Consider the following 12539-nt stretch of genomic DNA (forward strand, 5'->3'; position numbering starts at 1 on the left):
GTACCGGCTGATGGCTTTCCTGGGGAAACATCAGTCTTAAATGCGCGGGATCCCGGATCGTCTGCCAAACGTCGTCGTTTGCGAGCGGTTCACCACCGCCGCTACATAAAAACAAAGCCAGGGCGTAACTCAATGAGCGTAAGCAATCCAACCCTGATCACGTTCGTGATCTACATCGCAGCAATGGTGCTGATCGGCTTGATGGCCTATCGCTCCACCAACAACCTTTCCGACTATATTCTCGGCGGTCGCAGCCTCGGCAGCGTTGTCACCGCGCTGTCTGCCGGTGCCTCCGACATGAGCGGCTGGTTGCTGATGGGCCTACCGGGCGCCATCTACATGTCCGGCCTGTCCGAAAGCTGGATCGCCATCGGCCTGATCGTCGGTGCCTACCTGAACTGGCTGTTTGTCGCCGGCCGTCTGCGTGTGCAGACCGAGCACAACGGCGATGCCCTGACTCTGCCGGATTATTTTTCCAGCCGTTTCGAAGATAAAAGCGGCTTGCTGCGGATTATCTCGGCAATCGTGATTCTGGTGTTCTTTACCATCTACTGCGCTTCCGGCATCGTCGCCGGTGCCCGCCTGTTCGAAAGCACCTTCGGCATGACCTACGAAACGGCGCTGTGGGCCGGTGCGGCGGCAACGATTGCCTACACCTTCATCGGCGGTTTCCTCGCGGTGAGCTGGACCGACACCGTGCAAGCGACCCTGATGATCTTCGCGCTGATTCTCACGCCGATCATCGTCCTGCTGGCAACCGGCGGCGTCGACACCACGTTCCTCGCTATCGAAGCGCAAGATCCGAGCAACTTCGACATGCTCAAAGGCACCACCTTCATCGGCATCATCTCGCTGATGGGTTGGGGTCTGGGCTACTTCGGTCAGCCGCACATCCTCGCGCGTTTCATGGCGGCGGATTCGGTGAAGTCGATTGCCAAGGCGCGTCGCATTTCCATGACTTGGATGATCCTGTGCCTGGGCGGCACCGTGGCCGTCGGCTTCTTCGGTATCGCCTACTTTTCGGCGCACCCGGAAGTGGCCGGTCCTGTGACCGAGAACCACGAGCGTGTGTTCATCGAACTGGCGAAAATCCTCTTCAATCCATGGATTGCCGGTGTGCTGCTGTCGGCGATTCTGGCGGCGGTGATGAGCACCCTGAGCTGCCAGTTGCTGGTGTGCTCGAGCGCGCTGACCGAAGACTTCTACAAGACGTTCCTGCGCAAGTCCGCTTCGCAACTGGAGCTGGTCTGGGTCGGTCGTGCCATGGTGCTGCTGGTGGCGCTGATCGCTATCGCACTGGCTGCGAATCCAGACAACCGCGTACTGGGCCTGGTGTCCTACGCCTGGGCCGGTTTCGGCGCTGCGTTCGGTCCGGTAGTGCTGATCTCGGTCATCTGGAAAGACATGACCCGCAACGGCGCACTGGCCGGTATTCTGGTCGGCGCGATCACCGTGGTGGTCTGGAAGCATTTCGAACTGCTGGGTCTGTACGAAATCATTCCGGGCTTCATCTTCGCCAGCCTTGCCATCTACTTCGTTAGCAAGGCGGGTGAGCCGACTCGCGGCATGGTTGAGCGTTTCCAGGCAGCGGAAAAAGACTTCCATCTGAACAAGTGATGGACTGAGCTTCGGCTCACGAGAAACGGCCCGTTTCCTACCGGAGGCGGGCCGTTTTTTATTGCCTGTGATTTCTCGAATCCTGTGGAGATCCAGTGTGGGAGCGAGCCTGCTCGCGAATGCGGTGTGTCAGGCAATGTTGATGTCGACTGACGCTCCATCTTCGCGAGCAGGCTCGCTCCCACAGGGTTCGGCGGTGGTTTTGGAGATTTGTCTGTAGTCGAAGGCGCCGCGTTCTCAGGTCCTTTCAGCAAACAACGTAGGGCAAATCTGAATTTCCCGTCACCTGCTCATCACTCCTTGCCCCTCATGCAGAATCGCCCGCCCTCACACTGCAGAGAGACATCGGATGTTCGCGCCTGCCAATCAACCGCGTTTCACGTTGACCCTCGAAGGCGCCCAGCATGACCTCAAGGTCCTTGAGTTCACGGGCAGGGAAGCCATCAGCCAACCCTTTCGCTTCGAACTGGAACTGGTCAGCGAGCGGCCGGACCTGGATCTGGAAAGCCTGCTGCACGGTCAGGCGTTTTTGAGTTTTGATGCTCAGGGTTGCGGTATTCACGGTCAGATTTATCAGGTCGGACAGGGCGATTCCGGGAAACGTCTGACACGCTATCACCTCAGCCTGGTCCCGCGTCTGACGTATCTGGGGCATCGCATCAATCAGCGGATTTTCCAGCATCAGAGCGTGCCGCAAATCGTCACGCAGGTCCTCAAGGATCACTCGATCCTGCGCGATGCGTTTGAGTTTCGCCTGGGCAGCGAATACCCGCAGCGCGAGTACTGCGTGCAATACGCTGAAAGCGATCTGGCCTTTATCCAGCGCCTGTGTGCCGAAGTCGGCATTCATTACCACTTTCAACACAGCCCCGAAGGCCATCTGCTGGTATTCGGCGACGACCAGACCGTGTTCCCCAAGCTGCCGGAGCCGACGCTGTATCTGCCGGGGAGCGGCATGTCGGCAGGCGCGCCGGCGATTCAACGTTTCAACGTGCGCGTGGAAACCCGTACCAGCGTCGTTACCCGGCGCGACTACAACTTCGAAAAGCCGCGCCTGTCTCTGCAAAGCCGCAGTGACGGTGAACAGCGTCCGGTGCTGGAGGACTACCACTTCCCCGGCCAATTCAACGATCGCGAAACGGGCAAACACCTGACGCGCCGCGCGCTTGAACGGCATGTCGCCGATTACCGGCAGGCCGAAGGCAGCAGCGACGAATCTTCATTGGTCAGCGGACATTTTCTGCAACTCACCGAGCATCCGCGCAACGACTGGAATGATCTGTGGCTGCTCACTGCCGTCGAACATCGCGGCCGCCAGCCACAGGTGCTTGAGGAATCGGTGACCAGTGATGGCGAATCCTTCCAGGGTTACCGCAATACCTTCGTCGCCACGCCCTGGGACGTGGTCTTTCGTCCGGCGCTGTGCCCGGGAAAGCCGCGGATGTCGGGTTACCAACCCGCCGTGGTTACCGGGCCGAAAGACCTGGAAATCCATTGCGATGAATATGGCCGGGTCAAAGTGCAACTGGCCTGGGATCGCGATGGCGAACTCAACGAGCACTCCAGTTGCTGGCTGCGCGTCGCGACCGGTTGGGCTCACGATCACTACGGCAGCGTGTTGATTCCGCGCGTCGGCATGGAAGTGCTGGTCGGTTTCATCGATGGCGATGCTGACAAGCCGCTGGTCATGGGTTGCCTGCCCAACGCCGCAACACCGGTGCCGCTGGACCTGCCGGCGGACAAGACCCGCAGCATCTTCCGCAGCCAGAGCAGCCCCGGCGGTGGCGGTTACAACGAACTGCGCATCGAGGACAAAAAGGGCGCTGAGGAAATCTACCTGCGTGCCCAGCGCAACTGGACCCAGCATGTGCTCAATGACCAGCAGCTGCAGGTCGACAACCAGCGCAGTGTGGTGGTCACCGGCACCGCCCGCCATGAACTGAAGGCCGACGAACAGCGCATCACCCACGGCCAGCGCCAGACAGAAGTGAGGCAGGATGATCATTTGTCCGTGCTCGGCGATCGACAGGTTCGGGTGAACAGTCAAGCCACCAGCGCCTCGGCGCAGATCCATATCAGCGCAGGCCAGCAAGTGGTCATCGATGGCGGCGCGAGCGCGACGATTCAGGCCGGCGGACAGTGGATCAACATCGGCCCCGGCGGAATTTTCAGCAGCGTGCCGATTGTTGTTGGCGGCGCGCCGATGGCGGCGATGAGCGCGGCGCCGGTGGTGCCGGGTTTGGCGGAGAAACTGACCGCTGCGCCGGCGGCGATTCTCACGGCCGCACAGATCATGAGTTTCAAAGGTGATGCGCCGTTCTGCGAAGAGTGCGAGCGTTGTAAGGATGGTGTTTGTGCAGCCTGAAGAGTTAACCCCCGAAGATTGGCTGGCGCGTCAGCCGCTGCTGGCGTCAGAACAACTGTTTTCAGTTTTCAGCCGCGCCAGCGACGCCGATGCGTTCAAAGCCTGGCAGGGCACAGCGAGTCCAGTGTGGGCCGAGACCATTTATGCCGAGTGGGATGCGGTGATGCCCTATGTGGGAATTGTCGCTGCGGACAGTGAGTTTTTACGTTGGGTGGCGGAAACAGAATCTCGGGATTGGGGATGGTTGGCGGTGTCTTCGGCAGATCTGGAAGTGCTGGTCGAACATTTCCGTAGCCTGACTCAAGTGCTGATGCCGGACGGTAAAGCGGTGTTTTTCCGCTTCTGGGACGGTCGTTTTCTGCTGCCTCTTTTGCAGTCTGGCGAGGTCAATCCCGCGCAATTGCTGCCGGTCGTTTCGCGAGCCTTGATCAATGGCCAAGCCATTGACGTCGGGGGGCGTGCGCTGGTTTCGGGGCGGGTCTTCCCGTGGTGGAGCGTGCCGCAATCGCTGTTGGCGCAGACTGATGCGAGCGTACGCATCGCCAATGTTCTGCAGTGGCTGAGCGAGGAGCAGCCGGCCGTGTTCGAGGCGTTTCCCGAGACGGTCCTGCGCTGCAAGGTCGGGCAGTTTTTCAAATTATCGATGTCGGAAGATTCGTCACGATCGGCGCTTCTGGAGTTTTTACTGGCAGAGGCAGAATGAAATTTCGGGGCAAACGCTTCGGACGTTTCCTTCGAATTGCGGCGGTTTTCATGAACTGGTGCGCGGTGAGTTGCAGGGATAGTCTTTTCGTTGTCACTGCGAGAGTGGTGACAGGGTGAAGGATCCCCGCATTCATGACGTTACAGTTCGTTGGCTTTTTGCGGCACTTGGTTCAAGTCCGTAAGATCGTTCGCGGCGGCTGTGCGTGGGGCACGCTTCGGCGTGGCCGAGGTCCATGATTGCTCGGTTCCTACTCCTGCGCACAGCTGCCACCCTAACCCGTAGGAAGGTGTGATGGCGGCTCACGTTAATCAATCATGGAACGACAAAAATGGCCAATATGCATACTGATCCTCCTTACGAAAAAATCACCCCTCACCCCGATAACCGCTTCATGGCCCTGACCGGCAATTGCAGCGACATGCCCAGCCTGTTCATCGACACCCACGTGCCCCTCGACATCCTCATGGACGCCGCCAACTACCGCATCCGCGCCGTGGCCCAGGTCCTGGAAAACATGTGCATGCGCGGCTCGATCGAATGCGACTCCGTGATCCTCAGCGACTTTGCCTTGCTCTGCGCGATTCCACTGCGCGATGGCTGCGATGTGCTGGACGTCATCGGCAAGCGCCTGCGCAGCTTACCCGCCTGAAAAAAAGATCGCAGCTTTCTACAGAGTGAGCGCCTATCCCATGTAGGAGCTGCCGAAGGCTGCGATCTTTTGATGTTGATTGAAATCAGGGAGTCAGTCAGAGATGTAGGCATCTTGAGTTTGGATAAAGCAGTTGAACGCTTCGGAGTTGTAGATTTTCAGGCACGCAAGGAACACTACTTTCTCATTTGAGTGTTTGCTGCGTGAGGGTGTCTGCTCGTAAGCCGCCAACACGTAGCTCAGTGTTTCTTTATAGGGATCGTGCAGCACTTGCAGCGTGTCTTCATTTTGCAGGATGGAATGCAGGCCGTTGCCCATGAATGAGTAGGCATCGGCGGATAGTGCAATGTCTTTTCTCAGGGCTGATCGCTCATTGAATGGCGCCAGGATGCAGTGACTCAGCCCGTAGTTCTTTAGTGTCTGGCGTGCCTGTTCAATGTGGGTTTCGTCGGCAAGGGCTAAGTATGGGCCAAGAAGGCTGAGTAAACAGATGATCAGATATCGCATGAGTTTTTGACTTCCTGTCGTTCATGGTTAGCCAGTTTAACGCCATAAAAGCAAAGCCCCTCACCCTAACCCTCTCCCAGAGGGAGAGGGGACTGACCGAGTTGTCTGGGTGAGGTACGCCGACCTGCGACTTCAGTGGTGAACTTCGCTTGGCCAAGGCTGGATGGTGGTGTTCTTTCTGGGGACTGACCGAGGTGTCTGGGTGTTGTACGCCGACCTGCGACTTCAGCGGTGACCTTCGTTTGGCCAAGCCTGAGATCACGTCGATCATTCAAGTCGATGTAACTCGCAAGATCACCACCCTAGCCCTCTCCCTCCGGGAGAGGGCTAGGGTGAGGGCAGGCTTTTGTCCGCTCGGCCGCCAACCCCTGACTTGCCGCCCGGTAAAAGGTAAACTTTGCGGCCCTCGCAGGAGCAGCCATGAATTATCGTCACGCCTTCCATGCCGGCAATCACGCCGATGTGTTCAAACACCTGACCTTGACCCGCCTCATCGCCCTGATGTCGCGCAAGGAGCAGCCGTTTGCCTATCTCGACAGCCACGCGGGCATTGGTCTGTATGACTTGCAGGGCGATCAGGCCAATCGCACCGGCGAGTACCTGGAAGGCATTGCGCGGTTGTGGGATCAGCCGGACCTGCCGGCGCTGACTGCCGACTATATGAAGGTGCTACACGAGATGAACCCGGATGGCCAGTTGCGCTATTACCCGGGTTCGCCGGAGCTGGCGCGGCGCCTGACGCGGCCGCAGGATCGGGTGATGCTCAACGAGAAGCACCCCGAAGATGGCGTGTTGCTCAAGGACAACATGGCCGGCGATCGTCGGGTAAAAGTGCATCTGGGCGAGGGCTGGCACGTGGCACGGGCGATGTTGCCGGTGCAGGAAAAGCGGGCGGTGATGCTGATCGATCCGCCGTTCGAGCAACTGGACGAGATGCAGCGTTGTGCGGCGTCGATGAAAGAAGCCATCGGCCGCATGCGCCAGACCGTGGCTGCGATCTGGTATCCGGTGAAGGATCAGCGTGCGCTGCGGCGTTTTTATCAGGACCTGGCAGGCACGGGTGCACCGAAGTTGCTGCGTGTGGAGCTGCTGGTGCATCCGCTGGACACGCCGAACAGCCTGAACGGTTCCGGGCTGGCGATCGCCAATCCGCCGTGGGGGCTGGAGGAAGAGTTGCGTGAGTTGCTGCCGTGGTTGTCGAAGAAACTGGGGCAGACCCAGGGTGGCTGGCAGATGGATTGGTTAATAGCGGAATGAAGCTACAAGCTACAAGCTACAAGCTGAAGCGAAAACAGCGCTTGCAGCTTGAAGCTTGCCGCTAGCAGCTTTTAGCTCGGCATGCACACGCCGGTGCCGCCAATCCCGCAGTAACCTTCAGGGTTCTTCGCCAGATACTGCTGGTGATAAGCCTCGGCAAAGTACACGGTCGGGGCCTGGTCGATCTCGGTGCTGATTTCACCCAGACCGGCCTTGGCCAGTTCCGCCTGATATACGTCTTTGCTTTTCAGCGCGGCATCCAGTTGCTCCGGGGTGGTCGCGTAGATCACCGAGCGGTACTGGGTGCCGACGTCGTTGCCCTGACGCATGCCCTGAGTCGGGTTGTGCAGTTCCCAGAACATCGCCAGCAGTTCTTCGTAACTGACTTGGGCCTTGTCATACACCACCAATACCACTTCGGCGTGGCCGGTCAGGCCTGAGCAGACTTCTTCGTACGTCGGATTCGGCGTGAAGCCGCCGGCGTAACCGACCACGGTGCTGACTACGCCTTCGCGCTGCCAGAAGCGTCGTTCCGCGCCCCAGAAGCAACCCAGCCCGAAGATTGCAAAGTCGACGTCCTGAAAGAATGGACCGAGCAGCGGGGTGTCTTCGAAGACGAAGTGTTTTTCCGGCAGAGTCATCGGGGTTTCGCGGCCGGGCAGGGCTTGTTCTTTGGTTGGAAGCACGTTTTTGTTCACCAGAATTTCCGAGCGCAGAACCATGAGCGTTCCTCTCAGTCAGGTTGGAGGTAAAAAGTCAGACCGCCAGTGTGCCGAATGATGCCGGAATTCGCACTATCAAAACTGTGGGAGCGAGCCTGCTCGCGAAAGCGGGGTATCAGGCGACGAAGATGCCAACGGATTTATCGCCTTCGCGAGCAGGCTCGCTCCCACAAGGGATCTTCATAGAAGCCGGCGTTAGAGACAGAGCGGCCCACGCGGATAGCGCTTGAGCGCTTTGATCAGCTCATCGCCCGGAATCGGTCGGTCGAACAGATAACCCTGGCCGACGTCGCAACGGTGCCGGCGCAGGAACGCCAGTTGCTCGGCGGTTTCGATGCCTTCGGCGACGACCTTGAGTTTCAGGTTGTGGGCCATGGCGATCACCGCGGAGGTGATTTCCATGTCGTCCTGGTTGTCCGGGATCTCATGGATAAAGCTGCGATCGATCTTGATGATATCGATCGGAAATTTCTTCAGATAGCTCAGCGACGAGTACCCGGTGCCGAAGTCATCCATGGCCAGGGTCAGACCCAGGCGCTTGAGCTGGTCGAGCTGCAAGTGGGTGTCTTCGGTGGCTTCCAGCAGCAGGCCTTCGGTCAGCTCCAGTTCGAGCAGACTCGCCGGCAGCGCTTCTTCCCTGAGGATGTTGGCGATCGAGGCGACCAGATCCGGATCGGAGAACTGTTTCGGCGACAGATTGATCGCCACTTGCAGATTGCCCAGGCCGGCGGCGGTCAAGGATTTGCTCATGCGGCAGGCCTGACGGGCGATCCATTTGCCGATCGGAATGATCAGGCCGGTTTCCTCGGCGACGCTGATGAACTGGTCCGGGCGGATCATGCCGCGTTCCGGATGGTTCCAGCGCAACAGCGCTTCCATACCCAGCAGGCGCCCACTGCGCAGGCACAGTTTCGGCTGGTAGAACACGTCCAGCTCGTTCTGGGTCAGGGCGCGGCGCAGGTTGTTCTCGACGAACAGTTTGTAGCTGGCTTCGGCGTTCAGCGCTTCAGTGAACACCTGCAACTGATGTTTACCGTTGGCCTTGGCCTTGTGCAGTGCCAGGCCGGCGTTGCGCATCAGGGTCTGCGGATCGCGCCCGTGCAGCGGCGCGCAGGCGAGGCCGACGGAGCCGGTGACGCTGATCAGTTGGTTGTCGACGAACATCGGCTTGTCGAGGGTCATGAGCAACTGACTGGCGATCTGCTGCCCGGCTTCAAGATCGGTGTCGTCGAGCAATACGGCAAATTCGTTACTGGCAAAACGCGCCAGGCTCCCACTCGGGCTGAGGCTGTTGCGCAGGCGCCGGGCGAGGCTGATCAACAGTTTGTCGCCGGTCTGGTGACCGAGGCTGTCGTTGATCCGCTTGAAGTTGTCGATATCGACCAGCAACAGGCTGATCGGCGCATCGCTGTCGCGGGCAAAACGCTCATCGAGATTGCGGATGAATGCCGGACGATTGCCGAGGTTGGTCAGGTTGTCGGTGTAGGCCAGGCGCTCGATACGCTGCTGCGCGAGTTTGGTCTGGGTGATGTCTTCGTAGATGCCGATGTAATGCGTCAGCTCACGGTTGTCGCCATAGACCTTGGAAATCGACAACTGCCCCCAGTAGGGTTCGAGGTTTTTCCGGCGGCTCTTGAATTCACCCTGCCAGCTGTTGCTCTGGGCCAGCGCCGAGGGCGCGTCGAACAGCAGTTCGCTGAGGTTTTCCAGCGCCGGCAACTCCGACAGGCGCTGACCGTGGACTTCCTCGGTGGTGTACTGGGTGATCGCGGTGAAGCTCGGGTTGACGTACTCGACCACGCCGTCGCAATTGACCAGCAAAAAGGCGTTGGCGCTTTGCTCGACCGCGCGCTGAAACAGGTGCAGGGCGCTGGTGGCAGTGCGGCGGTTGTGGTTGTTGATCACTTGCGCGAACTGGTCGGCCAGCTCGCCGGCAAAGGCAATTTCGTCGGACTGCCAGGCGCGGGTCGCGCCGGTCTGTTCCAGACACAACACGCCGACCACTTGCCCGTCGACGCGAATGCTGGCGTCGAGCATGGCGTTGACGTCACGCGGACGCATCGCCTCGGCCATCTCGCGGGTGCGCGGGTCATGCATGGCGTTGTTTGCGTCGATGGCGCGGCTGCTGTGCAGCGCTTCCATGTAGTCGGGGAAGCCGCTGATATCGATCGGCTCCGGCAGGATGTATTCCTGAGTTGCGCGATGGTAGGCGGAGATCGGCAGCAAGCGCTGGCCTTCGAGGTTCCACAGGCTGGCGCAGTCGATCTCGTAAATGTCGCAGGCGCAGCGGGTGATCAGCTCGGCGGCTTCCTGCAGCGAATTGTGGGTGCTGTAGCGCTGGCGCGCGAGCAGCAGAATCAGATCCTGCTGGGCGCGTACGCGTTCCAGATGCTGCAGTTGTTCCTGCTGGGCACGCTGGTTCAGCTCAAGGGCGATTTGCAGGCGCGAATTCTGGGTTTCCAGGTCGACCGAAGGCAGCGCCTGGGTTTCGTCGAACACCTCGTCGACGGCCAGCAGGTAGCCGCGCAGCAAATGCCGGTTGTGCTGTTTGTAGGCTTCACCCAGCTCGAGGATGTTCAACGCGCCGGCGGCGGTGTGCAGGGTGTAGCGCACCACGTAATGCGCGCTTTTGCTCAACTGCTGCTGGATCGCGTCATGCAGTTGGTAGCGCGCTTCGGGCTCCATCAGGCTGGCGTAGGGCGAGCCGACCAGGGCGCAGAGCTCGACGGCCGGCTGGCCGAACTGGCGTTCGCAGTTGGGATCGAGGAACAGCATCGCCCAACTGGCTTCATTCAAGCGCTCGAAACGCAGCATGCCGAGCCGCGAGGGCACAGGCAACTGCGTCACTACCTCGGCCGCCATACGGCTGGCGGCATCGGGTTGGCTCTTCATGAAGGGAACTCGCTTGGAAATATGCTGAATGCGCCGGGCTCTCGCCCTCTTGTCTGTTGGCTGCGGCAAGGTTGCATCATTGCGGCACCGACTGACAAGAGAGATGAAGGCCAAGTGCTATAAGAATATGTCGGCTGCAGTGAACATTTCTCCAGTGCATGACTGAAATGAACAAAAGATCGCAGCTTCACGCCGCCCCAACAGGGTAATGCGCCTGGTGTAGGAGCTGCCGAAGGCTGCGATCTTTTGCTGTTTCAACGCAATTTCATACTGATCGACTGCAGCTTCTTGCCATCGCGGTCATGGTAGTTGACCCATATCTGATCAGCCTCAACGACCACATGCGCAAAATTGTCCTGACTCACCACGGCACCGGTCAGCTCGTGCCGATAATCCCCGGCTGCCGTGCGCACCAGCGGTTGATCGAGGATAAACGTCGAGGCTTTGGCATACGGCAACAGTTTGCTGTTGTGCAGCGGTGACGACACGATGGTGTGCACTTCGAAATCGGTGTCTTCGCTGTGAGTCAAGCGACTGGTCAGCGAGCCATGGACATCGCCTGAGACGAACACCACGTTTTTGATCCGATGGGTACGAATGGTTTCCAGCAGGCGCAGACGCTGTTCGGGAAAAGCTTTCCAGGCATCGTCACCGTGAAGCTTGCGGTCGGGATAAAACATCACGCTGGTCACCACGAATTTCACTCGTGCCGGAGTATGAATCAGCCATTCAAGCAGCGCTTGTTCCTGTTCGACGTCGAGAATGCGCCGGTCGTCTTTCGACAGGTTGCGCTGGGTGCGACTGTCGGTAACGAACCAAGCGATATCGCTGTCGCCGAACTGATACCAGTAATGCTTCAAGCTGTCCCGGTCTATCTGGCCCTTGCCGTTACATGCATAAACCGGGCTGTGGCTGGCTTGATAAAGTTCATAAGCGGCCATGGCATTGCGATACAAGTCCTTGTCCGCATCTTTGGCATTGGCGGGCCAGTTATCTTCGATTTCATGATCGTCAAGCATCATGTAAGTCGATGTATTGGACATCAGTCGTTGAATATTCGGTTGCGAAAATGCCGTTCGATATTTCTTCAGAATGTCTTTGGCTTCGCGATCCGGTGCAATGATATTCAAGTCATCTACATAAACCTGGTCGCCGGTCATGATTACCGCACTGACCGGTAGATGACTGTTTTCGATCAGTTGATTGATCGAGCCAAAGATGCGGTCGCCCAGTTGCGGCAGGGAAGCGATGCCTGCGGTGATCCGCAGATAACGGCACGAACCGACGATAAAGCTGCGGGGCTGGTTGCCCTGCGCAGTTCGGGTGCGAAAGCGGTAGAGCTGACGCGGCCATTGCAATGGAAACTCGACCACCGTGTCGATGGTATGCACCGGGTTCATCGGACTTAGGCAACCGGCTTGATATTCATATTCACAATCGGCATCGAGATCGTGCAATACGAGCACACCCGACATGTCATTAGCCGGATTCAAAAGTGCAAATACGCTGTTGGACCATTTTTCCGCACCGGCCTTGCGAGCGCGGACTCCGGCAAAGACTCTTTTTCTGTCCTGCTGTTCGCCGCGAATGAAAATGCGTACTTCGTTAGTTGTGGTGTGGCCCACAATAGGGCCGATAGTCGGTTTGAACATGATCGATTCCGTTCGAGATTTTAATAAGATGAATTAAATAAGCGGAGCGCATTGAAGCAACTTTCCTGAGCAGAGGTTAGTTGGCCGGCGGCGGAAAATATTGGCGTTAAGTGGACCAGGCCTGTGGCCGATGTCAGCGCAGGTTGTAGGAAAGAGGCGCGATCCGGTTTAT

Annotated in this window: 9 protein-coding genes; 5 read left to right on the plus strand and 4 right to left on the minus strand. The window is 58.7% G+C overall.

Features of this window, described 5'->3' with window-relative positions:
* Window positions 1-132: 132 nt before the first annotated feature.
* The 4 genes from putP (at window position 133) to ACZ0AZ_RS11175 (ending at window position 5337) form a co-directional block, all read left to right on the plus strand.
* Window positions 133-1617: a sodium/proline symporter PutP gene (gene putP, locus ACZ0AZ_RS11160; protein ID WP_039756745.1), complete on the plus strand. Its 1485-nt coding sequence runs from the start codon at window positions 133-135 to the stop codon at window positions 1615-1617.
* A 349-nt stretch (window positions 1618-1966) separates the two neighbouring features.
* On the plus strand, window positions 1967-3982 hold the full coding sequence (locus ACZ0AZ_RS11165) for a type VI secretion system Vgr family protein (RefSeq protein WP_463537378.1): 2016 nt from the start codon (window positions 1967-1969) through the stop codon (window positions 3980-3982).
* A complete protein-coding gene (locus ACZ0AZ_RS11170) occupies window positions 3972-4685 on the plus strand; it encodes a DUF4123 domain-containing protein (protein WP_463537379.1) in 714 nt (237 codons plus the stop codon). The genes ACZ0AZ_RS11165 and ACZ0AZ_RS11170 overlap by 11 nt, the downstream gene beginning before the upstream one ends.
* 331 nt (window positions 4686-5016) lie before the next feature.
* Complete coding sequence (locus ACZ0AZ_RS11175) at window positions 5017-5337, plus strand: hypothetical protein (RefSeq protein WP_039756751.1); 321 nt, start codon at window positions 5017-5019, stop codon at window positions 5335-5337.
* Window positions 5338-5430: 93 nt separating this feature from the next.
* On the opposite strand, the gene ACZ0AZ_RS11180 is transcribed toward ACZ0AZ_RS11175, so the two are convergent.
* Window positions 5431-5844, minus strand: coding sequence for a hypothetical protein (locus ACZ0AZ_RS11180; RefSeq protein ID WP_129998225.1), 414 nt, complete (start codon window positions 5842-5844; stop codon window positions 5431-5433).
* Window positions 5845-6264: 420 nt separating this feature from the next.
* Here ACZ0AZ_RS11180 and ACZ0AZ_RS11185 point away from each other — a divergent pair, with 420 nt between their 5' ends.
* On the plus strand, window positions 6265-7101 hold the full coding sequence (locus ACZ0AZ_RS11185) for a 23S rRNA (adenine(2030)-N(6))-methyltransferase RlmJ (RefSeq protein ID WP_039756754.1): 837 nt from the start codon (window positions 6265-6267) through the stop codon (window positions 7099-7101).
* Window positions 7102-7172: 71 nt separating this feature from the next.
* Here ACZ0AZ_RS11185 and msrA read toward each other — a convergent pair whose 3' ends face one another.
* The 3 genes from msrA to ACZ0AZ_RS11200 form a co-directional block, all read right to left on the minus strand.
* Window positions 7173-7823 carry a peptide-methionine (S)-S-oxide reductase MsrA gene (msrA, locus tag ACZ0AZ_RS11190; RefSeq protein ID WP_463537380.1) on the minus strand — a complete coding sequence of 217 codons (651 nt, stop codon included), beginning with the start codon at window positions 7821-7823 and terminating at the stop codon, window positions 7173-7175.
* A 195-nt stretch (window positions 7824-8018) separates the two neighbouring features.
* Window positions 8019-10715, minus strand: coding sequence for a putative bifunctional diguanylate cyclase/phosphodiesterase (locus tag ACZ0AZ_RS11195; RefSeq protein ID WP_463537381.1), 2697 nt, complete (start codon window positions 10713-10715; stop codon window positions 8019-8021).
* Window positions 10716-10969: 254 nt separating this feature from the next.
* Window positions 10970-12367 carry an alkaline phosphatase D family protein gene (locus ACZ0AZ_RS11200; protein WP_129998222.1) on the minus strand — a complete coding sequence of 466 codons (1398 nt, stop codon included), beginning with the start codon at window positions 12365-12367 and terminating at the stop codon, window positions 10970-10972.
* Window positions 12368-12539: the final 172 nt, after the last annotated feature.

The sequence above is a fragment of the Pseudomonas sp. AC239 genome (assembly GCF_979258545.1).

What these genes read in the sequence shown, in the direction of transcription:
- ACZ0AZ_RS11185 (WP_039756754.1), top strand. Translation starts at nt 6,265, where the DNA reads ATGAATTATCGTCACGCCTTCCATGCCGGCAATCACGCCGATGTGTTC.
- ACZ0AZ_RS11180 (WP_129998225.1), bottom strand. Translation starts at nt 5,844, where the DNA reads ATGCGATATCTGATCATCTGTTTACTCAGCCTTCTTGGCCCATACTTA.
- putP (WP_039756745.1), top strand. Translation starts at nt 133, where the DNA reads ATGAGCGTAAGCAATCCAACCCTGATCACGTTCGTGATCTACATCGCA.
- ACZ0AZ_RS11200 (WP_129998222.1), bottom strand. Translation starts at nt 12,367, where the DNA reads ATGTTCAAACCGACTATCGGCCCTATTGTGGGCCACACCACAACTAAC.
- ACZ0AZ_RS11195 (WP_463537381.1), bottom strand. Translation starts at nt 10,715, where the DNA reads ATGAAGAGCCAACCCGATGCCGCCAGCCGTATGGCGGCCGAGGTAGTG.
- ACZ0AZ_RS11175 (WP_039756751.1), top strand. Translation starts at nt 5,017, where the DNA reads ATGGCCAATATGCATACTGATCCTCCTTACGAAAAAATCACCCCTCAC.
- msrA (WP_463537380.1), bottom strand. Translation starts at nt 7,823, where the DNA reads ATGGTTCTGCGCTCGGAAATTCTGGTGAACAAAAACGTGCTTCCAACC.
- ACZ0AZ_RS11165 (WP_463537378.1), top strand. Translation starts at nt 1,967, where the DNA reads ATGTTCGCGCCTGCCAATCAACCGCGTTTCACGTTGACCCTCGAAGGC.